Below are 21,256 nucleotides of genomic sequence, written 5' to 3'. Positions count from 1 at the left end.
ACGCGGTGGCGCGGAGCGCGCAAAGCCGCGTCGTGGACAGCGTGCGCTAAACGTCAAAACAGCGACATCTGCCCATCGCGGTTCGGGCGCACAAACGCATCGCTCGACAGCGCGTGTCGCTGTCCCGTCAACCCGTACCGCCGCCTGAATAGCCGGAACACGTCGCCGATCTGTTCCGCCATCGCCCCTTCACCGCGCATGCGCTTGCCGTGCGTCGCCTCATACAACTCGCCGCCGCGTGCTTGCCGAATGAAGCTCTCGACTTTCCCCGCCCGCTGCGGGTAATGCCGCGCGAGCCAATCGAGAAACAGCGCCTTGATCTGGTACGGCAGCCGCAGCAGCACATACCCTGCCGACGTCGCGCCCGCCTCCGCCGCCGCCTTCAACAGCGCGGGCAACTCACGATCGTTCAGCCCGGGAATGATCGGCGCTGCCATCACCGTCACCGGCACGCCTGCCGCGCTGAGTTGCCGTATCGCCTCAAGCCGATCGCGCGGATGGCTCGCCCTCGGCTCCATCCGCTGCGCCAATGTCGCATCCAGCGTCGTCAGACTCACCGCCGCGTGCACAGCATCATGCTTCGCCAGTTCCATCAGCAGATCGAGATCGCGGAGGATCAGCTTGTTCTTCGTGATCAGACTCACCGGCTGCCGACACCGCGCCATCACCTCAAGCAGCCCCCGCGTCAGCCGCAGCTTCGCCTCGATCGGCTGATACACATCCGTCACGCCCGCCATCACGATCGGCTCGCCCTGCCACGTCGCCTTGTCCAACTCACGCTCCAGCAACGCCGGCGCGTCCAGCTTCGCCAAGATCGTCGTCTCAAAATCCAACCCACTCGACAGCCCCAGATACTCATGGCCGGGCCGCGCGTAACAATAGATGCAGCCATGCTCACAACCCCGGTATGGATTGATTGTCCATCGAAACCCAATGTCCGGGCTCTTCGCCGGGTCGACGTAGTTGATCAGCGTGCGCGATTGGTCACGCAGCACGCGCGTCGTCACCTGCCGCTGTGCATCATGCTCCACCAGCACCGCGTCCAGGTGCTCGCCGAGGACGTGTAGCCGAACGTCTTCAAACCGGTTGCCCGGATTCAGCCCCGCTCCGCGCCCACGCACCGGGCCGTTCGGCAGGCCGTCGCAATACTCAAACGCCTCATCCATAACCCAAACATTAACCGAACTGCTTTAACCCGTCTACCCCAAAACCGGACCAAAGCGCCGCGAAAGGCCGCATCCCTCGCTACACTGACGAGACGATTCACGATACGCGAAGTTCCACCATGCCCACACAGATCAACCGTGAACAACTCAGTGTCCAGCGCGAACGCGCGATCCTCGCCGCGGGCCTGCTGCCCGACGACGGCCGCGATCCGCAGGACCCGCTCGGCGAGCTGCGATCCCTGGCCGACACCGCCGGCGCGGTCGTCGTCGATGAGCTGATGCAAAAGCGTCAAAAGCCCAACGCCAGCACCTTCGTCGGCAAGGGCAAGGTCGAAGCGTTGCGCGACATGGCCAGCGCACTCAAGGCCGACGTCATCATCTTCGACAACGACCTCTCGCCTTCGCAGATCGGCAACATCGAGAAGATCGTCGAACGCAAAGTGCTCGACCGCAGCGAGCTGATCCTCGACATCTTCGCCGCCCGCGCCCGCACGCACGAAGCCAAGCTTCAGGTCGAGCTCGCTCAACTTGAGTACACCTACCCGCGCCTCCGCGCGATGTGGACCCACCTCGAACGCATCGTCGGCGGTGCGCCGGCGGGCATCGGCACGCGCGGCCCCGGCGAGCAGCAACTCGAAATCGACCGCCGCATCGTGCAGCGAAAAAAGAGCGAACTCAAAAAAGAAATCACGCAGATCCAGGGCCGTAAGGAACGCGAAGTCGCCGCGCGAAACCTCGACTACTTCACCGTCGGCCTCGTCGGCTATACCAACGCCGGCAAGAGCACACTCTTCAACACGCTGACCGAAGGCGAAGCCTACGCCGACGACAAGCTGTTCGCCACGCTCTCGACACGCACGCGGAAGTGGAACCTCGGCGGCGGCGACACGGCCATGCTCTCGGACACGGTCGGCTTCGTCCGCGACCTGCCCCACCACCTCGTCGCCAGTTTCCGCGCGACCCTCGAAGAAGCTGTGCACAGCGACCTGCTGCTGGTCGTGCTCGACGTGGCTCACCCACGCGCAAAGCAGCAACTTGAGACAGTGATGGAAGTGCTCGATGAAATCGGCGCTGACGCGCAGCCGCGTCTGCTCGTACTCAACAAGATTGACGCGATCGAACACGCCTCCGACATCGACGCGTTTCAAAGCGAGCACCATGACAGCATCGCCATCAGCGCAAAGACCGGCCGAGGCCTCGACCAGCTCGTCGAACGCGTACGCGAAGCCGTGCGCGGCCAGCTCGATCAACTCGACATCACCATGCACACCGGCGACGGCAAGGCGATCAACTTTCTCGAAAATCGGGCAAGTGTGATTAACCGCCGATATGAAGGCGACGACGTCACCATGAGCGTCCGCATCGGCGCCCGTCAGCTTGATCAACTCCGCGCGATGGGCACAACCGCCCGCCTCGCCGGTGCACCGCAAAACGCCGGCCTGCCCGGCGACGGCCCCACCCGCGGCTGGGGAAGGTGACCTTTACATTTTGAGCGATCTGGTGGTTTGGCGAAGCTCTTCAACGGGCGGCGGAGATTTTATACAAAGTAGGTGCTTTCTCGTCCCGTTTCACTTCACCAAACCACCCGAGCACTCAATGATTCAATAGCCTCATGGCATTACGCCGCGTGGCGTGTCTGGTCGTGATCGTGGCCTTTGTCATCGCGGCTGTCCGTGCCATGCAGCAACATACGGCGGTAGCTCGGGCTCGCCAGCCACCACGGCCGACGCAGCAGCCGCTGCCACAATTGCCGCCTCGCCAGCCCCGATTTCATTTCCGCTTCCGCCAGCGCGTAGATGCGTCGACGTTCGTCCGTGTTTCGCCAGAGGGCATACTGCTGCTTGATTGGCAGATGCTCACCAAAGCGCTCGGCCACTTCGATGTACTCGATGCCCTGGCGCAGTGTGCGATTGATAGAGTCGTTGTCGCGATCGTCTTCGCGATGCGCCACCAGCAATCGCCCCACCACCGTCGGCCGACGGTTGGCGATGATCAGCCGGGCATGCATCTCATAGCTCCAGGCAAAGCGGAACCGCACGTCGAACGGGCCATGCCGCTCAAGCAGGCTCTTTCGATAGAACACTGCCGACGTCGGCAACTGCCCCGTGTCATGCATGAGAAACGACACCGGCGACGCCGGCGCGACCGCATCGTATCGCCCCTGCTCGCCATCTTGTCCATCGGTACGGACACCGTGGCCCACCACCCAGTCGCTGCGCGATTCGCCGACCATGCGTTCGATCACGGCTTCCAGCGCGCCGGGCAGATAAAGGTCGCCCGCGTGGAGGATGCCGACGATCTCGCCCGTCGCGTGTCGCATCGCCAGGTTCACCCCGTCGGCCGGGCCGGTGTCGGGCCCGCTATGCCACCACGCGATATGCTCCGCATACTCCGCGATCAGCTCGACGCTGCCGTCGACCGATCCGCCGTCCGCGACGAGCAATTCAATATTTTCATAGCCCTGATCGATCACGCTGCAAAGCGTTCGCTCAAGCCCAACCACCTCATCACGACACGGAATGATCACACTGATACGGGGCGTCGACATGGTTGTACCTCCCTCAAGGAACACAAAGAACGCAGGAAACGCTCGATCCACCCATCTATCGGCAACGGCGTGACCCGACTGAATACCCCAGACGGCATTTTCGGCATAAATTCCCGCCCCTCTGCCGCGGCCGATAAGAAGTGACGTCCCGACGCCTGCAAGCCCCGCCGCAAGCGCGTATCATGTCGGCCATGCGCAGCTATTCGGTCAAAACGCATCAACGCGACGAAATGCTCGACGTTACCGACCACGTCCGCGAGGCCGTCCGCGACGCCGGCGTCCGTGACGGCCAGGCCCTCGCCTACGTGCCCCACACCACCGCCGGCATCACCATCAACGAAAACGCCGACCCCGACGTCGTCCACGACATGCTCGCTCAACTCGATAAAATGGTGCCCTGGTCCCAACCGTTCTACCGGCACGGCGAAGGCAACTCCGCCTCGCATGTCAAAGCCTCCATGATGGGCTCAAGCGTCACCGTCCTCGTCCGCGACGGCGAACTCGTGCTCGGCACGTGGCAAGGCATCTGGTTCTGCGAATTTGACGGCCCGCGCACACGCAAGCTGCACGTCGCCGTGCACAACACCAACTGACTACGATTCCCTGACTCCTGACCCTGGATTTCACATGCCCGACTACCCTCGCGTCAAACTGGAAACGTCCGAAGGCACACTGTTGCTCGAACTGTGGAACGACGTCGCCCCCGGCCACGCCGACAACTTCCTCAAGCTCGTCGACGACGGCTTCTACGACGACCTGACCTTCCACCGCATCATCCCCGGCTTCGTCATCCAGGGCGGCTGCCCGCGCGGCGACGGCACGGGCGGCCCCGGCTGGACCGTCAACGCCGAGTTCAACGATCGCAAACATGAAAAGGGCGTGCTCTCGATGGCACGCACTGCCGACCCCGACTCCGCCGGCTCGCAGTTTTTCGTCTGCCTCGGACGCGAACACTGCCAGCACCTCGACAACCAGTACACCGCCTTCGGCAAAGTTGTCGAAGGCCTGGACATCGTCGACAAACTCGGCCAGACCCCGCTCGCCGACGCGCAAGCCGGCCGACCGCAAAACCCGCCACGCATCATCAAAGCCACGCGCGCGTGAAGCTCGCCTGTTCGAGTTTCAGTTGCAACGTGTGAACTGTCACTCAGCCTGCCGGCTTAGGTCGGCAGCGCACTTGTTGCGAATTGAAAGCTCGCAACCGCTAGTACGACAAAGCGGTTTTTACAATTCCAAGATTTAGCAGCGGTCCTTGCACCGCTTTTTTTGCCCAACGGGTCAAGATCGCGGGCCAAGGCCCGCGGCTAAATGCGAATCCGCGTAGGCGTACCTGCACCCCCAAATAAAAACCCCGCTGTCGCCGAAGCGACAACGGGGCGGAGGGGAGAAAGCATGCGGTTGGGCGGCGGCGCGCGTGATCGGCGTTCCGCCAGCATTTTTTAGCCCATGTCGACCCCTGAATCAAGCTTGGGGTCTTCCCAGGTCATCAATTTTCGGATTTCGCTCCTCCCACACCAAGGCGTCAGCCACCCGCACTTCCCGCTCATCCCCACGCACTGCTTCAGTTGCGTCCCGGGATTCTACGGCGTCAACCCCAGTCACGCTCGCAGATTAAGGCTTTCCCCCAGCAACATGCGTGCAGGGTCGACGTTCACACCGCGCCGGCCGTCGTCGGCCGTGCACGATGATGATCCGTCTGCGCCTCGTAGCAGCGCGCAATACGCAGCAACTTCGCCTCCTGATACGCTGGCCCCAGCAATTGAATGCCAAGCGGCAGCCGCTGCCCCTCCGCATCCGCAAAGCCGCCAGGCAGCGTCACACCCGGGATACCCGCCAGACTCGCGGGCACGGTGTAAACGTCATTGAGATACATCGACAACGGGTCATCTGTTTTTTCGCCCATCTTGAACGCAGGCCCGGTCGTCGTCGGACAGAGGATCGCATCGCATTTCTCAAACGCGCTGTCAAAGTCCTGCTTGATCAACCGCCTGACCTTCAACGCACGCAAGTAGTAGGCGTCGTAATAGCCGCTGGACAGCGCATACGTGCCAAGCATGATGCGTCGCTTCACCTCATCACCGAAGCCTTCGCTTCGGCTGCGCGAGTAGAGATCGACAAGGTCTTCCGCCTGCGTCGTGCGATGCCCATAGTGCACACCGTCGTATCGCGCGAGGTTGCTCGACGCCTCGGCCGTCGCGACGATGTAATACACCGGGATGCCATAATCGGTATGCGGCAAGTCGACTTCAACAATCTCCGCGCCGAGTTGCTGGTAAACCTGCTTCGCTTTTTCGATCGCCTCGTTCATCGCCGGGTCGTTCTGGTCGGACATGTATTGCTTCGCCAGGCCGATGCGCAGCTTCTCCGGCTTGATGTCGACATCATCCAGATCGTCCGGCACGGCAATGTTCGCGCTCGTCGAGTCCAGCGGATCATGCCCAGCCATCACCTTCAGCAGCAGCGCTGCGTCCGCGATCGTGTGACTGAACGGGCCAAGCTGGTCGAGGCTTGAAGCAAACGCCACCAGCCCCCATCGCGACACGCGCCCATACGTCGGCTTGAGCCCCACCACGCCACACAACGACGCCGGCTGTCGAATCGAGCCCCCCGTATCCGAGCCGATCGAGCCGGCACACATATCCGCCGCCATCGCCGCCGCCGCCCCGCCGCTGCTGCCGCCGGGCACGCGATTCTCACCCCACGGATTCGTCACCGGCCCCCACGCGCAATGCTCGCACGACGAGCCCATTGCGAACTCGTCCATGTTCGTCTTGCCGAGGATGATCGCACCAGCCTCTTCCAGCTTGCGCACCACCGTCGCGCGGTACGGCGCTTTGAAGCCTTCGAGCATCCGCGACGAGCACGTCGTCGTGCCGCGCTGCGTCGCCAGCACATCCTTGATCGCCACGGGCACGCCGGCCAGCGCGCCAGTGAGCTTGCCCGCATCCACATCGCGTGCGCGCTCCATCGCCCGCTCCGCGAACACTTCGTGGTACGCATGCAGCTTGCCGTCGAGCGATTCGATTCGGTCCAGATAAGCGCGCGTCGCCTGCTCGGCCGACACATCCTTGGCCGCAATCGCATCACGCAGTTCAACGAGGGTGGTTTCGGTAGGGTTCATCGTTCAATCAGTTTCTGGTTTCGAGTTCCGAGTTTCGAGTTGCCAAGCCGGTTCGCATCGCTGCAAACTCGAAACTCGGAACCAGAAACTCGAAACCGGTTATCACGCTCCGCTCGCTTCGCCGAGCACTTTGGGCACTTTGAAGAACGGCGGCGACGCGTCCGGCGCATTGCCTAGCGCTTCCTCCACCGACAGACCCTGCTTCTCCGCGTCTTCACGCAGCACGTTCAGCAGGTCCATCGCGTGAGCCATCGGCTCTACGTTCTCCACGTCCAACTCATTGAGCTTCGCCACGTAGTCCAGCACGTCAGCCAACTGCTCGGTGAACTGGTGCACCTGATCGTCGCTAAGCCGAAGTCGGCTGAGCTTCGCCACATGCCGCACCTGCTGCTCCGTGATGCGGCCAGGCGCTTCAGACGTACTTCCGGGGGTGCCGGGGCTTCCGGGGCTTCCGGGGCTTCCGGGGCTTCCGGGGCTTCCGGGACTTCCGGGGGTGGGAGAATTCTCTGTCATGGCGATGAGGATACCCACCGAACGCGATCACGACAAAGCCGACATCCCCCACACGGCAAACAGTTTGTGGTAAAACCGCACCCGTGCAGCGATCAACCGTCACAAACGCCCCAGTGTACGTCGGCGTCGACACCGGCGGCACGTTCACCGACCTCGTGCTGCTCGACGTGAACCGTCGCGTCCACACCACGCACAAACTGCTGTCCACCCCCGACGACCCGGCCCGCGCCGTCCTCGTCGGCATCGATCACCTGCTCCGCAAAGCCAACCGCCCTTCACGCCACGACCACCCCCCGCACGTCATCCACGGCTCCACTGTCGCCACCAATGCACTCATCGAGGAAGTTTCGAGTTCCGAGTTTCGAGTTTCTAGTTCGGCCAGCCACCCCAACTCGAAACTCGAAACTCGGAACTCGAAACCAAACACCGCCTTCATCACCACCGCAGGCTTCGAGCACACCCTCGCCATCGCCCGCCAGCATCGGCCGGACCTCTACGCACTCGTCCCCCATCGTCCCAAACCACCCATCCCCACCGACCGCTGCCTCGGCGTGCCGGAGCGCATCGCGCACGACGGCCGCGTGCTTCAGCCGCTCAACCAGACCGACATCGATACCCTCATCGAGCAACTGCGCAACCTCAACGTCACCGCCGTCGCCATCAGTCTGCTGCACAGCTACGCCAATCCGCAGCACGAGCGCCGCATCGCCGACGCCTTACGCGATGCCTTCGGCCGCGACCTGCACCTGACCGTCTCCCACGAACTGCTGCCGGAGTATCGCGAGTACGAACGCGCCGCCACCTGCGTCGTCAACGCCGTCGTCGCGCCGAAAATGGTGCGCTATCTCGATCGACTCACGCACGAACTCGGCGAAGCCAACCTGCGCATCATGGCATCACACGGCGGAACGCTGCCGCCAGACGTCATCCGCAACGCCCCCGTCCGCACCGTACTCTCCGGACCCGCGGGCGGCGTACTCGGCGCAGCCGCGGTCGCGAAGCACGCCGACGTCGAAGGCATCATCAGCTTCGACATGGGCGGCACGAGCACCGACGTCGCGCTCTGCGATCCCAAAGCCGTGCTCACCAGCGAAGGCGAAGCAGGCGACCTGCCCGTCCGCCTGCCCATGATCGACATGCACACCGTCGGCGCGGGCGGCGGCTCGATCGCCTGGCTCGACCCCGGCGGCGCGCTGCGCGTCGGCCCCCAGTCCGCCGGCGCCAACCCCGGCCCGGCATGCTACGGCCGACAACAACCCGACCAACCCCTCGCCACCGTCACCGACGCACACGTCGCCCTCGGCCACCTGCCAACCGACATCTCGCTCGGCGAAGATCTCGCCATCGACCGCGCCCGCGCCGAGGCCGCCGTCCACACCATCGCCACGCGCGCCAACCTCGCCCTGCACGACACCGCCGCGGGCATCCTCCGCATCGCCGAGGCGACCATGGCCCGAGCCGTGCACCGCATCTCACTCCAGCGCGGCCGCGATCCGCGCCGCTTCACGCTCGTCCCCTTCGGCGGCGCGGGCGGACTGCACGCCTGCCGACTCGCCGACGCCGTCGGCATCACCCGCGTCCTCGTCCCGCAACATGCCGGCCTGCTCAGCGCCGTCGGCATGCTCGGCGCAACGCCCACCTACACCTTCTCCCACGCCCTGCTCGTCACCGTGCAACCCGACGACGCGAACCTCGAATCACACCCCGCCGTGCAGGCCGCCTTCGCCACACTCAAGCAACAGGCCGACGCCGCGATGGCCAACGAAAACCTCCCCGACGCCGACCGCCTCGACCACCGCGCGATCGACATGCGATACCTCGGCCAGTCCTACGAAATCACCGTCCCCTTCGATCACCCCAACCCCATCGCCCGCTTCCTCGACGAGCACCAGCGACTCTACGGCTACACCGCCGCCGACAAACCCATCGAACTCGTCGCCGCCCGCTGGCAAGCCTCCGGCCGCGAGCAACCCGTCAACATTCCACCCCTCGCCCCACGCAACGAAAACAGCCCGCCCCCCGCCACCCGCGACGTCACCGTCCACGAAGGCGAACATCAACACACCTGGCACGCCATCCCGCGCGACGCCCTCCGAGCCAACGACCGCCTCCCGCCGCGCACCATCATCACCGAATACTCCGCCACCACCCTCATCCCGCCCGACTGGCACGGCGTCGTCAATACGCTCGGCCAACTCATGCTCAAGCGACAAGATGAACACCACCAACCATGACACCGCCACGCTCGACCCGATCGAGCTTGAAGTCTTCAAACACCTGTTCGCTTCCATCGCTGAAGAAATGGGCGTCCGCCTCATGCGCTCCGCCTACTCGCCCAACATCAAAGAGCGGCGCGACTTCTCCTGCGCCATCTTTGACCCGCAAGGCGACATGATCGCCCAGGCAGCACACATCCCCGTCCACCTCGGCTCCGCGCCACTGTCGGTCAAAGCCGTGCTCGAAAAGTTCGACCCCGCCACAATGCGCCCCGGCGACCGCTTCATCGTCAACGACCCCTACGCCGGCGGCACACACCTGCCCGACATCACCGTCGTCGCCCCCTGTTTCCTCACCGCCACGCCAAACGCTGCCGCCCCGCCAGACTTCTACGTCGCCAACCGCGCACACCACGCCGACGTCGGCGGCATCACGCCCGGCTCGCTGCCCATCTCACAACACATCGACGACGAAGGCGTCCGCATCCCACCCTCCCGCCTCACCGAAGACCTGATCACCAACATCTGCAACCAGACCCGCACGCCCGACGAACGCCGCGGCGACCTGCTCGCGCAATGCGCCGCCCTCGACGTCGGCATCACCCGACTCACCTCACTCACCGAACACCACACGCCTGAGCGCCTCGCCCATTGCGCCGCCGCGTTGCAGGACTACACCGCCCGGTTCGTCCGCAACCTCATCCACAAACTCCCCGACGGCCAATATCACTTCCACGACCTGCTCGACGACGACGGCCACGGCAACAACGACATCGCCATCCGTTGCACCCTCACCATCGCAGCCGACCACGCCACCGTCGACCTCCGCGAAAGCGACGACCAGACGCTCGGCCCCGTTAACGCCGTCCGCGCGATCGCCCTCTCCGCCACCATGTACGTCTTCCGCTGCCTCGCCGCCAGCGACCCCGGCAGCGACATCCCCTCCAACTCCGGCGTCCTCCGCCCCGTCACCCTGCTCACCCGCCCCGGCTCCATCGTCGACGCCACCTACCCCGCCGCCGTCGCAGGCGGCAACGTCGAAACCAGCCAGCGCATCGTCGACACCCTCTTCGGCGCGATCGCCCAGGCACTGCCCGACATCGCCCCCGCCGCCAGCGCCGGCTCGATGAACAACCTCACCATCGGCAGCACGGAGAACATGTCGGATGTGGCATCGCGAATGTCGAATCTCACCCAAACGCCCCCCGGCCCCTCCAACATCCCCCATCCAACATCCCACATTCCACATTCCCACCCGCCTTTCGCCTACTACGAAACGCTCGCCGGCGGCGCGGGCGCAGGCCCCCACGCGCCCGGCGGCCACGCCATCCACACTCACATGACCAACACCCTCAACACCCCCGTCGAAGCGCTCGAACACGCCTACCCCTTCCGCGTCCAGGCCTACGCCATCCGCACCGGCTCAGGCGGCGCGGGCAAACACGCAGGCGGCGACGGACTCATCCGACGATACACCTTCGACACCCCCGTCCAACTCACACTGCTCACCGAACGCCGACGCCACGCTCCCTACGGCCTCGCCGGGGGCGAGCCCGCACAGCCCGGCCGCAACATCCTCATCCACCCCAACGGCAAACGCGAACCACTCCCCGGCAAGTGCACCATCACCTGTCAGCCAGGCGATACGCTCGAAATCCAAACCCCCGGCGGCGGCGGCTGGGGCACGCCACGCTCCATTTAGCCCCCGCGCCCACGCGGGCCCGTGAAAATCGACGAACCAACACAATCAGATATCAACCTGAATCTCATCACCTTCCACGCGCACCGGGTACGTCTTCAACTTTTCTCGAATCGCAGTCAACGGCTTGCCCGTCGCCAGATCAAACTCCCAGTGATGCCACGGACACCGCAACACCCGCCGTTCGTGGTCGTAGCCCGTTCGCCCCTCGTCATCCACCACCACCGCACCGCGCACGCGACCGAGGCAGATCGGCGCACCGGCATGCGGACAAAAGTTCAGCACCGCGTGATACGTCCCACCTTCGTGAAACACCCCCACCGACTTCCCCGCCACATCAACCACCTTCGACTGCCCCGGCTGCAGTTCGTCCACCTTCGCCACTGCTCTTTCGAAGGCGTCGTATGATGCACGTCAACGTCAATCAGCATCGTCAATGTCTCCTGGCAAGGTGATGCATTGTCCACACCCGAACCATGCTAAGCGGGCGCGCCATATCTGCTTGCCGAATCGTGACGATCCGACTTGACGAATTTTGACCTCAGGCAAGCCACTCAAACCCCTCGACGCCCCTGCTGCCGATACGCCGTGGGGCTCTGGCCGGTGATCCGCCGAAACGTTCGGCTGAAGCTCGACGAACTGCCAAAGCCCAGTTGCATCGCGATGCGCGTCAACGATACGTTCGGCCGTTCGTACATCAACCGGCACGCCTCGCGCACGCGCTGCGCAAGCACATACTGATGAAACGGCACGCCCACATGCAGCCGAAACGATCGTGTCAGGTGCGCCGAGCTGACACCAAGCACGCCCGCCACGCGTTCGAGCGAAAGGTCTTCGTCGAGATGTTCCTGAACATAAGCGCAGCCAAGCTGCACAAGATCGGACCCATCTTCCGGGCCGACATGAACGCCCAGCGTCGCCTGCGCCGCCGCCCATCGTTGCAGCCGGGCCATGATCTGCGTCAACAGCGCCAGCCCCATCGCCTGCCAGCCGGTTCGCGTGAGCAGCGCTTCGTTGTCCATCTGCTCACAAAGCGAGGCCAGTTCCGTGTACGCCGACAGCCCCAGGCGAAGGTGATGCACCGGCTGCGTGTCGAGCCACCGCACATCCAGCAGCGGCACGCCCGCCTCTCGTCCGACCGATGCGAGGCGCGTATGGTCGAAGCAGATCACAGTACGTCGATACGCCGTTTCCGGGTCGGCGTGCAGTTCGTGCGCCGCCTCGCCGGGGAAGATCATCACATGCCGGGCCGCGTGATCGATCGCCTGGCCGGCGACATGCAGCCGACCGCGACCCTCGTCGGTAAGGTGTATCTCAATGCCTGGCTGACGGTGAAATGACGTGCCCGTCCGCCGCTCCAATCGCTGGATGAAAAAACATTGCGCCGCGAGCCGGTCGGCAACGTCCACGTTCCAACGTGGCTGGCGATTCGCGGATTGCTCGGACCGCTGCTTGCTCACGCCGACAGTGTACCGGCCGAGCGCACGCCTGGCCGTGGCGGTCGCTGCGCTCGATCAACGTGCACCCTACTTGCCACGCTTCTTCCGATTCGTCGGCGGCTTTCGTCGCGAAGCGCGATCGCTCGGCTCGGCTGAGCCGTCGCCCTTGCCGTCACCTTTCGACCGCGACTTCTCAACGGCCCGGGCACGTTCCGTCATGCGGTCCACACCTTCAGCAATGTCCTGGCGGATCACCTGACGCAGTACATCGCCCTGCTGCTTCGGGTCGGCCCCGAGGTACATCAGAATGGCCGCACTGAGCACGACGCCCTTCTGCTTGCCGTGGCCGAAGTCTTTGCACACGCGCTCAAAACGCTCAGCCAGTTCAGCGGGCACCGTCAGATTCAGCGGCTTTTTCCGATCCATACCGACCCCCCGACGGGAAAAATGCTTGCGTCAGACCTGTCATCGTATTTTAATTGTGATATGATTGTTAGCAATACCTATTTACCCACATCAGCCAATCTTGGCCGAAATGTCGGGCTGTGAGCACCCGGGGGGGCCATGCCATGCCGGAATCCAACGATCGCGATCTGCAGTTGCTTCGCCGACTGCTCGCCCTCAACCCCAGTTGCTGGCACGCCCCGCCGCCCGACCAGCACCTGCCGTCAAGCTTTCGCCTGCTGCTGAACCGCGCCGACGTGCCCACCCTCGAACGATTGCTGCTGGAAACCATCCACCGCCTCGACGCACCGCGCCCCCCACGCGCCGATCGCCCGCCAGACCGCGCCGCGCTGCACGCAGCGCTTCAGGCCGAGTTGCGCCTGTTTCAACCTTCAATCGCGCCGCGCGGACAACGCAGCACCGCATCGCGAATACCGCCTCAATCTTTCTCACGGTCACCGGGATCGATATCCGCCTGACTATGCAGGTGCTCCGTCGAGCCGGGCGTGGCCACAACCTTGTAGACGCACCAGCCCAGAAACGCGCACATCCCGCCGACCGACACCAGCATCATGATCCAGCCTTCAGCAGTCATGGCGACACCTCCGTCTGTGCAAGCTCACGTTTCCGCCATCGCGCCACTGCCTGCCCCGTCAGCAGGACGAACAAGACCAACACCGCCAGGATCAGCCCGAATGAAAGCTGCGCCACCGGGTTGTCCACCAGCACCTCGAAGGGCGTCGGGTCTGCATCCGCCGGCCGGTCCGCCAGCAGGCTGGTATAGACAAGCCCTGCGAAGATGGCGACCAGGAACGTCGGCGAAACGTACTTGATCAACACCATCACAAACCCGGGCACGGGAATCTCCGCGCCCCGACGAAGCTCATCGAACCCCTTATCAACACCCAGCACCCAGCCGTACATCAACAGAATCACCAACGCCAGCAGCGGAATCGCCATGTCCACCGCCCAGAATTCAATCGTATCCATCGCGACCGCGCCGCTCATGAAGTAAACCACGAAACCGCAGCCGATCACGGTGACAAAGCCAAGCAACGTCACCGCCGCCTTCCGCCCGACACCGAGCCCTTCCTCCAGAAACGCGATCGGCGGCTGAAGCATCGACAGCGTGCTCGTCACCGCCGCGAGGAACAACAGGAAGAAGAACAGGAAGCCGAAGAACTGCCCGCCCGGCATCTGGTCAAACACATTCGGCAGCGCCATGAACCCAAGCTGAAACGAGCTGCCCAAGCGTTCGCTGATCGCATCGCCCATGAACATGAAGCCCACGGGGATGATGGTCAACCCCGCCAGAACGACCTCCGTAAACCCGTTGCCCGACGCCGCTGTCAGGCCCGACAACGCCACGTCGTCATCTTTGCGCATGTAGCTGGCGTAGGTGATGATGATGGCAAAGCCGATCGACAGCGAGAAGAACACCTGCCCCGCCGCCTGCAACCAGATCATCGGGTTCGCGAGCGCCGCGAAGTCCGGGTTCCACATGTACCCCAGCCCGGCGAGCACGGTCCGCTCCGGTGCGTCCTCCGGCGGGCTGAGCGTCAACACCCGCCCGAGCATGATCAACGCGATCACCGCGAGCACGGGCATCGCATATTTACAGAACAACTCAATCCCGCGCGTGACCCCCCGATAGATCAAAATAAAGTTCAGCACGAACGTGATCACCAGGAAAATCAACGGTGACTCGAACGGGTTCATAAACACCCAGCCGTTGTCCTGCGTGTAGCCGATGTAGTCCAGCGCGAAAGTCGCATAATTGTCCACGCCGCGCATCTGCCCGGTCGCATACATCCACGCGTAGCCCAGGCACCACGACGCGACGTACACGTAGAACATGTAGATCATCACCGGAATCAGCATCCCGATCGTGCCCAGGTACGGCGCGAGTCGGCTTTTGCTCATCGCGAAAAAGATGCCGATGATCGAGTTGTACCCCTGTCGGCCGCCCCACCGACCGGCCGACCACTCCACCCACACCACCGGCAAGCCCAGCAGCAGGAACGCCAGCACATAGGGGATCATGAACGCCCCGCCCCACTCCGCCGCGAGGCCGGGGAACCGCAGAAAGTTACCCAGCCCCACCGCGCTGCCCGTCACCGCCAGGATCACCCCGGCACGCGTGCCCCAGTTTTCGCTCGAGCCCGGCCCGTTCGCCATGGTCAGCCCCTATAAGCCGCGTTCATTTTCGATCATCTCAACAGACAATGATCGCCAAGGTTAGCGAATGCACCCCCGCTCGCCAAGGCATCATCCAGTCGGCCGAGAGGCTTCCCTCACGCTCATCAACCGCGACCGATACTTGACCCACCCCCACTCGCGACAGAAGATCAACCATGACAAGGCAAGATTGTTTCATTGCCTGATACGAGACGACCCCGAAAAAAGGACGCCCCACCATGACACAGACCATCTCCACGCTCAGCATCATCACCGCCGCCGCCATTCTCATCAGCTGCGGCGGCGCGGCGATCGTCGCCACCGCGGACAATCACGGCCACCACCACAACAACAACTCCCACGAACCCATGCCGCCGTTCGTCGGCGTCAACGAACTCGTCGCCGTCGTGCACGGCACGTCCGAAGGCGACGCCAGCGGAACCGTCCGCTTCAAGCAGGACCACCGCGGCCGCGTCACCGTCACCGCCCGCATCGAAGGCCTCGAACCCAACCAGAAGCACGGCTTCCACGTGCACGAATTCGGCGACTGCTCCGCAGACGACGCCACCAGCGCCGGCGGACACTACAACCCCGAAGGCCACCCCCACGGCATCCCCAACGACGAAGAAGCCCACCTGCACGCCGGCGACTTCGGCAACCTCGAAGCTGACGACGACGGCGTCGCCGAGTTTGAACTCATCGTGGAAAACATCTCACTCGCAGGCACGCACAACCCCATCGTCGGCCGGGCCGTGATCGTCCACCGCGATGAAGACGACGGCAGCCAGCCGCTCGGCGACGCAGGCCCGCGCATCGGCTGCGGCGTCATCGGCGTAGCTCAACTCGATGGCGAGTGAAAACGCAATGCGTGTGACGCGCCCCCGCCTCACCGGTCGGCATTGCGTACCAACTGCACCATCTCCTGAATGAGAACGGGCAGTTGCAAAATGGCGGAGTAGTGGTCGGCGTTCAGTCGGCGGTGATGCGATTCGTCCAGGCCGATCGCCTCCGCAAGCGCGTCGGCGTTCGCGGGCGGAATGACCGTGTCATGTCGGCCGGAGTAAAGCCACGTTCGGTCGGGGTCCAGGCGATGAGCCACGTGCAGTGGTTCCATGAGATCCAGCCGTTCGCGCAGCGTGTCGCCGGTGTAGCCATACTCCGCCAGTCGGCGGCGGGCGGCGAGGGCATCGCGGTCGCCCTTGTGCAGAACGTCCCAGCCATTGCCGCCAGTCAGCGCGAGCATCACCGGGTTGAACGCGTCATCAAGCGATGCGGCCACGCTCGCGATGAACCCGCCGAGGCTCGTCGCCTGCAAGGCAATCGGACCGTCAGCCACCTGCGGCAGCACCGCCACGGCATCACGCGCCCGACGCGCGTCGGCCGCCGCCTGGCTCGCGTTCTCAAACACAGCCACCACGCCCGACATGCCCGGCTCGGACCGCTCGCCATAGCCGGGCATCTGCATGATGAACGCGTGCAGACCTTGCCGCGAAAAGGCGCGGGCGATCGTCTTACTGAACAGCAGTCGGCCGTGCATGCTGTGAATCAGCACCACCGCCGGCGCCGGCTCGTCCAGCAACTCGCCCGACGCGTCGCGTGCTTTGAACCACAGCATCGCCACCGTGTCCATCCGCGAATTGCCGCTCGGCAGCGGCGAGGGATACCGCACGACCGCATCACCCTCGTCCGCCAACTCGGACGGCCCCACGGTCAGTTCGAACGACGTCGCCTCCCAATACACCCGCTCGAGCAACCGCGCTGCCGCGGCGCGGTCGTCGTGCAAGGGCCCGAGCGTATCGCGGGCGGTGTACGTGTCCGCCGTCGCCAACGAGCTGCACAGCAGCAAAGCACAACCGGACACGAGCACCCGCCGCAGCGTAAGCAGTAGCATCATGCCGTCATCATACGCGACAGCCGGTCAGCCGCGAAGCGGGACGGGCCGCCTTGTCGTGGTATCCTCGTGTGCATGTCCGACGACCTCACGCGCGACGAACTGGCCGCCTTCGACGGCATCGGCGAACGCTGGGCCGAGCTGCGCTCACAGCTCCAACGCGTCATCGTCGGCCAGGACGAAGCCATCGACACGCTGCTCACCGCACTGCTTTGCCAAAGCCACGTGCTTGTCGTCGGCGTGCCGGGGCTGGCCAAGACACTGCTCGTCCGCACGCTCGCCGCGGCGGTCGACCTCGCCTTCAAACGCATCCAGTTCACGCCCGACCTCATGCCGTCGGACATCATCGGCACAGAGCTGATTCAGGAAGACCCGGCCACGGGCGAGCGTCGGCTACGTTTCATGCCCGGCCCGTTGTTCGCCCAACTACTGCTGGCCGACGAAATCAACCGCACGCCGCCACGGACGCAGGCCGCGTTGCTGGAGGCGATGGCGGAGCATCAGGTCACCGCCGCGGGTCAGACGCGCCCGCTCGACGAGCCGTTCGTCGTGGTCGCCACGCAAAACCCCATCGAGCAGGAGGGCACATATCCGCTGCCTGAAGCGCAGCTCGATCGATTTCTGTTCAGCCTGTGGATGGACTACCCGACAAAGGCAGCGGAGAAGCGGATCGTCGCCGAGTCGCCGCGCATCGCAAGCGAGTCGATTCAGCCGGTGATGTCGGCCGAGCAACTGGTGCGTGACGCGTCGCTGGTCTGGCGGATGCCGGTCAGCGAGCATGTGGTCGACGTGGCGGTGTCACTGGCGCGGGCGACACGGCCGGGCGACGCCGACGCCTCGGCGACCGTGCGACAGTACGTCGGCTGGGGGGCGGGGCCGCGCGCCGGCCAGGCGCTGGTGCACGCGGCGAAGGCGGCCGCCGCCATGGCAGGCGAGCCCACGCCGAGCACCGCTCATGTCAAAGCGGTGGCGATGCACGTGCTGCGTCATCGCGTGCTGCTGAACTACGCCGCCGCGGGCGAGGGCGTCGATGTCAAACAGATCATCGACACGGTGGTGGCGGAGGCTGATTTCTAATCGCAGACTGATGACTGACACTTAAGTGATCCGTGACAACTCACTCGTCGGCTTGCGATGAGCCGACCGGTTCGGTCGCCTCCGCGGCGATGTCCATCGAGCCCGGCCGACGGTGTGGCAGCAGGTCGGGCACACGCCGAAGCTCGTCAAGGCTGATGATGCCCATCTCCGCTTTTTCCAGCCCATCGCGAAGCATCGTGCGATGGCCGCGATCGAGCAGGTCGCGCTGAATCGCGCGTTCGTCCTTGCCGGCGAGCACGGCTTCGTAATCGTCCTCGTCAACCTGCCAGACTTCAAAAATGCCGGTTCGGCCGAGGTGGCCCAGGCCATGACAATGATCGCAGCCGCCCTTGTGAAACACACCGCGTACGTTTTCCACGCCAGCGGATCGCAGCCAGCGCAGTTGCTCTTCCGTCGGGCGTTTCTCTTTACGACATTCCGGGCAGAGCTTGCGCACGAGTCGCTGGGCGATGACGAGCGTAACCGCCGCGGCGATCTCGTGGTTCTGGATGTCCCAGTTGCGCAGCGTGGTGATCACGCCGCTGACATCGCGGCTGTGGATGGTGCTCATCAGCGTTCGGCCGCGCACTGCGGCGTCGAGCGCGGCGTCGGCCGTGCGATGGTCACGCACCTCGCCGACCATGAGAAAATCCGAATCCATCCGCAACAGCGATCGCAGGCCGGTGGCGAAATCCAACCCGTGGTCGACGTCGACCTCAATCTGACAGATGCCGGGGATCTGATACTCGACAGGCTCTTCGATCGTGTAAATACTTCGGCGAAGCTGCTTGAGCTCGTGCAGCAGCGCGTAGACGGTCGTGGTCTTGCCGCTGCCGGTCGGTCCGGAGACCAGCAGCATGCCCGACGCGGTGTCGAGCCAGTCGCTGACACGCTGTAGGTCGCTGTCGATCAGGCCGAGGCTGTCGATGTTCTGCTGCACGGTTTCCGGATGCAGCACGCGAATGACCATCGCCTCGCCGCCCATGCAAGGCGTCACCGCCAGGCGAAGGTCCAGCTCTTCATTGTCGAGCATGTACGTAAGCCGACTCTCCACCGGGCGGAACAGGTGACTGGTGTCGATGTCGCCGATCGCGCGAAAGTGATTGATCACGCGTTCGCCCATCGCCTGCGAAACCTGCGCCGCGTCGATCAGGTCCCCGTCAACGCGGAAGCGGATACGCATCATGTCGCCCGCCGGCATGAGGTGAACGTCGGAAACGCGCTCGCGACAAGCGTCGTTGAGCAACGCGTCCGACAGCGCCTCCATATTGCCAGCGGGGTCCGAATCAAAATTTCGCGACTGGAGCCTGGCTGTGAATTGCCGAGCAAGATTCGGTGGCGTCGGTTGACCTCTTGATCCAAATACAGAACTACTCATGGACGCGGTCCTCCCGCCCACAAGTGTAACAGGGACCTCCCGAAATGTAGAGACTCATTTGCCGCGATTCAGCCGAGCCTGCCGCCAACATCCGTTCCACAACCGAGACCGATTTACGCCCGAAACTGGCACGGACGACAAGAGCAGGCAATAATGTTGCGACATGCTCACCATCACCCTGCTCACACTCGCCCAGGCCGGCCAACAGCAGCCGCAGCCTGCCGACGAAACCAACTTCGTCGTCTGGGGCATCGTGCTGATCACCATCGCCATCGGCCTGTTTTTCATCGAAATCTTCGTGCCCTCCGGCGGCCTCATCGGTATCGCCTCGGCGGTCGCACTCGTCGGCGGCATCATCTGCCTCTTCCTCGACTCCGCCGTGCTGGGCCTGATCGGGGCCACCTTCGCCATGCTCGCGCTGCCGTTCGCCATCGGCTTCGCCATCAAGATATGGCCCAACACGCCCATCGGCCGGGCGCTCTCACTCAAATCCGACGATGACGCCGAGCAGACCGACGACGACGGCACGTCCCTGCCGCCCCACCCCGCCGCGCGAGACGTCAACGGCCTCGTCGTCGGTGCGAAAGGCCGAGCCGTCACCGACCTGCGACCCGTCGGCACATGCGTGTTCGACGGCAAGCGCGAAGAATGCCTCGCCGCCGCCGGCACGATCGCCTCCGGCTCACAAGTCCACATCGTCGCCATCGACGGCATGCACGTAAAAGTCCGCCGCACCGACAACTGATCCCGCCAAACACCCATCACCCATCGACGTTTTCCCGATACTGCCGACGCATCGCCCACGCCGCCAGCCGCGGAAACGCCGTCGCCATCGCCAGCCCGAAACGCACCGGCATCATCGGCCACACCTCCGGCCGCGGACGACGCAACGCCCGCACGATCGGCCGCGCCACCTGCTCCGCCGTCTGCGCAAACATCGCCGGCGTGTTCGGCGTGTCGTCCTCGATCTTCCGATTCGACAGCCGACCGGCCGTACTGAAAAACTCCGTCTTCGTCCCCACCGGGTGCACCGTCGTCACCGAAAAACCTTCGCCGCTCAACTCAGCCCGCAGCGCGCCCGCGATCGAGTCCTGCGCCGCTTTCGTCGCCGCATACGCGCCGTACAGCGGCAGGCTGATCTCGCTCGCCGCCGAGCTGCACACCAGCACATGCTTCAACCCGTCCGCCGTCTGCCGAAGCAGCGGCACCGCCGCGCGAAGCGTACGCACCGTGCCGAAGTAGTTCGTTTCGAAAATGCCATGATGCTGCTCGTCGGTCATGCCCATGACAGACATGCAAAGCCCGTAGCCGGCGTTGGCAAACACCGCATCCAGCCGACCGAACCGCTGCACCGTCTGCTCCAGCGCCTCGGCGATGTCTTCATCACGCTCAACGCTGCCCGCCACCACCAGCACACGCTCACCCGTCGCGTCCAGCTCGCCCGCCAGCTCGCGCAGCTTCGCCTCACGCCGAGCGAACAACGCCACATTCATCCCCGCCGCGATGCACAGCCGCGCCGTCGCCGCGCCAATGCCGCTGCTCGCGCCCGTGATGAATATCACTTTTCCAGCCAGTTCCCTTGCCAT

General features: G+C 64.3%; 21 protein-coding genes. 8 read left to right on the top strand and 13 right to left on the bottom strand.

Going from position 1 to position 21,256, the window contains the following annotated elements:
- Positions 1-53: 53 nt before the first annotated feature.
- The gene (locus ACERK3_14460) at positions 54-1,166 is read right to left on the bottom strand and encodes a PA0069 family radical SAM protein (protein ID MFA9479488.1); all 1,113 of its coding nucleotides are present in this window, start codon (positions 1,164-1,166) and stop codon (positions 54-56) included.
- A gap of 119 nt (positions 1,167-1,285) precedes the next feature.
- Here ACERK3_14460 and hflX point away from each other — a divergent pair, with 119 nt between their 5' ends.
- Entirely contained in the window at positions 1,286-2,644 is a 1,359-nt protein-coding gene (gene hflX, locus ACERK3_14455; protein ID MFA9479487.1) for a GTPase HflX, read from the top strand.
- Between the two features lie 140 nt (positions 2,645-2,784).
- On the opposite strand, the gene ACERK3_14450 is transcribed toward hflX, so the two are convergent.
- A complete protein-coding gene (locus ACERK3_14450) occupies positions 2,785-3,714 on the bottom strand; it encodes a glycosyltransferase (protein ID MFA9479486.1) in 930 nt (309 codons plus the stop codon).
- Positions 3,715-3,905: 191 nt separating this feature from the next.
- On the opposite strand from ACERK3_14450, the gene ACERK3_14445 reads away from it, so the two are divergent.
- Together ACERK3_14445 and ACERK3_14440 are read left to right on the top strand one after the other, a co-directional pair.
- On the top strand, positions 3,906-4,307 hold the full coding sequence (locus ACERK3_14445) for a secondary thiamine-phosphate synthase enzyme YjbQ (GenBank protein ID MFA9479485.1): 402 nt from the start codon (positions 3,906-3,908) through the stop codon (positions 4,305-4,307).
- 34 nt (positions 4,308-4,341) lie between these two features.
- Entirely contained in the window at positions 4,342-4,818 is a 477-nt protein-coding gene (locus ACERK3_14440) for a peptidylprolyl isomerase (protein ID MFA9479484.1), read from the top strand.
- Positions 4,819-5,365: 547 nt separating this feature from the next.
- On the opposite strand, the gene gatA is transcribed toward ACERK3_14440, so the two are convergent.
- Together gatA and gatC are read right to left on the bottom strand one after the other, a co-directional pair.
- Positions 5,366-6,835, bottom strand: a complete 1,470-nt coding sequence (gatA, locus tag ACERK3_14435; protein ID MFA9479483.1) for an Asp-tRNA(Asn)/Glu-tRNA(Gln) amidotransferase subunit GatA — start codon at positions 6,833-6,835, stop codon at positions 5,366-5,368.
- 102 nt (positions 6,836-6,937) lie between these two features.
- A complete protein-coding gene (gene gatC / locus ACERK3_14430) occupies positions 6,938-7,234 on the bottom strand; it encodes an Asp-tRNA(Asn)/Glu-tRNA(Gln) amidotransferase subunit GatC (GenBank protein ID MFA9479482.1) in 297 nt (98 codons plus the stop codon).
- 197 nt (positions 7,235-7,431) lie between these two features.
- On the opposite strand from gatC, the gene ACERK3_14425 reads away from it, so the two are divergent.
- Together ACERK3_14425 and ACERK3_14420 are read left to right on the top strand one after the other, a co-directional pair.
- Positions 7,432-9,582 (top strand): hydantoinase/oxoprolinase family protein, encoded by a 2,151-nt coding sequence (locus ACERK3_14425; protein ID MFA9479481.1) that lies wholly within the window; start codon positions 7,432-7,434, stop codon positions 9,580-9,582.
- Positions 9,563-11,266 (top strand): hydantoinase B/oxoprolinase family protein, encoded by a 1,704-nt coding sequence (locus ACERK3_14420; protein MFA9479480.1) that lies wholly within the window; start codon positions 9,563-9,565, stop codon positions 11,264-11,266. Before ACERK3_14425 ends, ACERK3_14420 begins: the two co-directional genes overlap by 20 nt.
- 45 nt (positions 11,267-11,311) lie before the next feature.
- Here ACERK3_14420 and ACERK3_14415 read toward each other — a convergent pair whose 3' ends face one another.
- From ACERK3_14415 to ACERK3_14390, 6 genes are all read right to left on the bottom strand, one after another.
- Positions 11,312-11,638, bottom strand: a complete 327-nt coding sequence (locus tag ACERK3_14415) for a Rieske (2Fe-2S) protein (protein ID MFA9479479.1) — start codon at positions 11,636-11,638, stop codon at positions 11,312-11,314.
- Between the two features lie 179 nt (positions 11,639-11,817).
- The gene (locus ACERK3_14410) at positions 11,818-12,723 is read right to left on the bottom strand and encodes a helix-turn-helix domain-containing protein (GenBank protein ID MFA9479478.1); all 906 of its coding nucleotides are present in this window, start codon (positions 12,721-12,723) and stop codon (positions 11,818-11,820) included.
- A gap of 66 nt (positions 12,724-12,789) precedes the next feature.
- Positions 12,790-13,128: a hypothetical protein gene (locus ACERK3_14405; GenBank protein MFA9479477.1), complete on the bottom strand. Its 339-nt coding sequence runs from the start codon at positions 13,126-13,128 to the stop codon at positions 12,790-12,792.
- 242 nt (positions 13,129-13,370) lie between these two features.
- A complete protein-coding gene (locus ACERK3_14400) occupies positions 13,371-13,535 on the bottom strand; it encodes a hypothetical protein (GenBank protein MFA9479476.1) in 165 nt (54 codons plus the stop codon).
- A gap of 50 nt (positions 13,536-13,585) precedes the next feature.
- Positions 13,586-13,741 carry a hypothetical protein gene (locus tag ACERK3_14395; protein ID MFA9479475.1) on the bottom strand — a complete coding sequence of 52 codons (156 nt, stop codon included), beginning with the start codon at positions 13,739-13,741 and terminating at the stop codon, positions 13,586-13,588.
- Positions 13,738-15,324, bottom strand: a complete 1,587-nt coding sequence (locus ACERK3_14390) for a sodium-dependent transporter (protein MFA9479474.1) — start codon at positions 15,322-15,324, stop codon at positions 13,738-13,740. Before ACERK3_14390 ends, ACERK3_14395 begins: the two co-directional genes overlap by 4 nt.
- A 239-nt stretch (positions 15,325-15,563) precedes the next feature.
- Between ACERK3_14390 and ACERK3_14385 the strand changes: the two genes are divergently transcribed.
- Entirely contained in the window at positions 15,564-16,181 is a 618-nt protein-coding gene (locus ACERK3_14385) for a superoxide dismutase family protein (protein MFA9479473.1), read from the top strand.
- Between the two features lie 29 nt (positions 16,182-16,210).
- Here the strand turns inward: ACERK3_14385 and ACERK3_14380 are convergent, their stop codons facing one another.
- Positions 16,211-17,218 carry an alpha/beta hydrolase family protein gene (locus tag ACERK3_14380; protein ID MFA9479472.1) on the bottom strand — a complete coding sequence of 336 codons (1,008 nt, stop codon included), beginning with the start codon at positions 17,216-17,218 and terminating at the stop codon, positions 16,211-16,213.
- A gap of 72 nt (positions 17,219-17,290) precedes the next feature.
- Here ACERK3_14380 and ACERK3_14375 point away from each other — a divergent pair, with 72 nt between their 5' ends.
- Positions 17,291-18,292, top strand: a complete 1,002-nt coding sequence (locus ACERK3_14375) for an AAA family ATPase (protein MFA9479471.1) — start codon at positions 17,291-17,293, stop codon at positions 18,290-18,292.
- Between the two features lie 40 nt (positions 18,293-18,332).
- Here ACERK3_14375 and ACERK3_14370 read toward each other — a convergent pair whose 3' ends face one another.
- Positions 18,333-19,670, bottom strand: coding sequence for a GspE/PulE family protein (locus ACERK3_14370; protein MFA9479470.1), 1,338 nt, complete (start codon positions 19,668-19,670; stop codon positions 18,333-18,335).
- A gap of 163 nt (positions 19,671-19,833) precedes the next feature.
- Between ACERK3_14370 and ACERK3_14365 the strand changes: the two genes are divergently transcribed.
- The gene (locus tag ACERK3_14365; protein ID MFA9479469.1) at positions 19,834-20,415 is read left to right on the top strand and encodes an NfeD family protein; all 582 of its coding nucleotides are present in this window, start codon (positions 19,834-19,836) and stop codon (positions 20,413-20,415) included.
- A 16-nt stretch (positions 20,416-20,431) separates the two neighbouring features.
- On the opposite strand, the gene ACERK3_14360 is transcribed toward ACERK3_14365, so the two are convergent.
- Complete coding sequence (locus ACERK3_14360; GenBank protein ID MFA9479468.1) at positions 20,432-21,256, bottom strand: SDR family NAD(P)-dependent oxidoreductase; 825 nt, start codon at positions 21,254-21,256, stop codon at positions 20,432-20,434.

Source organism: Phycisphaerales bacterium AB-hyl4 (assembly GCA_041821185.1).
GTDB classification, from domain to species: domain Bacteria; phylum Planctomycetota; class Phycisphaerae; order Phycisphaerales; family Phycisphaeraceae; genus Natronomicrosphaera; species Natronomicrosphaera hydrolytica.
This window is presented reverse-complemented; position numbering and strand designations above follow the sequence as displayed.

Excerpts from the sequence above, each read along its gene's own strand:
- ACERK3_14460 (MFA9479488.1), bottom strand. The coding sequence starts at position 1,166 with ATGGATGAGGCGTTTGAGTATTGCGACGGCCTGCCGAACGGCCCGGTG.
- hflX (MFA9479487.1), top strand. The coding sequence starts at position 1,286 with ATGCCCACACAGATCAACCGTGAACAACTCAGTGTCCAGCGCGAACGC.
- ACERK3_14450 (MFA9479486.1), bottom strand. The coding sequence starts at position 3,714 with ATGTCGACGCCCCGTATCAGTGTGATCATTCCGTGTCGTGATGAGGTG.
- ACERK3_14445 (MFA9479485.1), top strand. The coding sequence starts at position 3,906 with ATGCGCAGCTATTCGGTCAAAACGCATCAACGCGACGAAATGCTCGAC.
- ACERK3_14440 (MFA9479484.1), top strand. The coding sequence starts at position 4,342 with ATGCCCGACTACCCTCGCGTCAAACTGGAAACGTCCGAAGGCACACTG.
- gatA (MFA9479483.1), bottom strand. The coding sequence starts at position 6,835 with ATGAACCCTACCGAAACCACCCTCGTTGAACTGCGTGATGCGATTGCG.
- ACERK3_14420 (MFA9479480.1), top strand. The coding sequence starts at position 9,563 with ATGAACACCACCAACCATGACACCGCCACGCTCGACCCGATCGAGCTT.
- ACERK3_14405 (MFA9479477.1), bottom strand. The coding sequence starts at position 13,128 with ATGGATCGGAAAAAGCCGCTGAATCTGACGGTGCCCGCTGAACTGGCT.
- ACERK3_14395 (MFA9479475.1), bottom strand. The coding sequence starts at position 13,741 with ATGACTGCTGAAGGCTGGATCATGATGCTGGTGTCGGTCGGCGGGATG.
- ACERK3_14390 (MFA9479474.1), bottom strand. The coding sequence starts at position 15,324 with ATGGCGAACGGGCCGGGCTCGAGCGAAAACTGGGGCACGCGTGCCGGG.
- ACERK3_14385 (MFA9479473.1), top strand. The coding sequence starts at position 15,564 with ATGACACAGACCATCTCCACGCTCAGCATCATCACCGCCGCCGCCATT.
- ACERK3_14380 (MFA9479472.1), bottom strand. The coding sequence starts at position 17,218 with ATGATGCTACTGCTTACGCTGCGGCGGGTGCTCGTGTCCGGTTGTGCT.
- ACERK3_14375 (MFA9479471.1), top strand. The coding sequence starts at position 17,291 with ATGTCCGACGACCTCACGCGCGACGAACTGGCCGCCTTCGACGGCATC.
- ACERK3_14370 (MFA9479470.1), bottom strand. The coding sequence starts at position 19,670 with ATGAGTAGTTCTGTATTTGGATCAAGAGGTCAACCGACGCCACCGAAT.
- ACERK3_14365 (MFA9479469.1), top strand. The coding sequence starts at position 19,834 with ATGCTCACCATCACCCTGCTCACACTCGCCCAGGCCGGCCAACAGCAG.
- ACERK3_14360 (MFA9479468.1), bottom strand. The coding sequence starts at position 21,256 with ATGGCAAGGGAACTGGCTGGAAAAGTGATATTCATCACGGGCGCGAGC.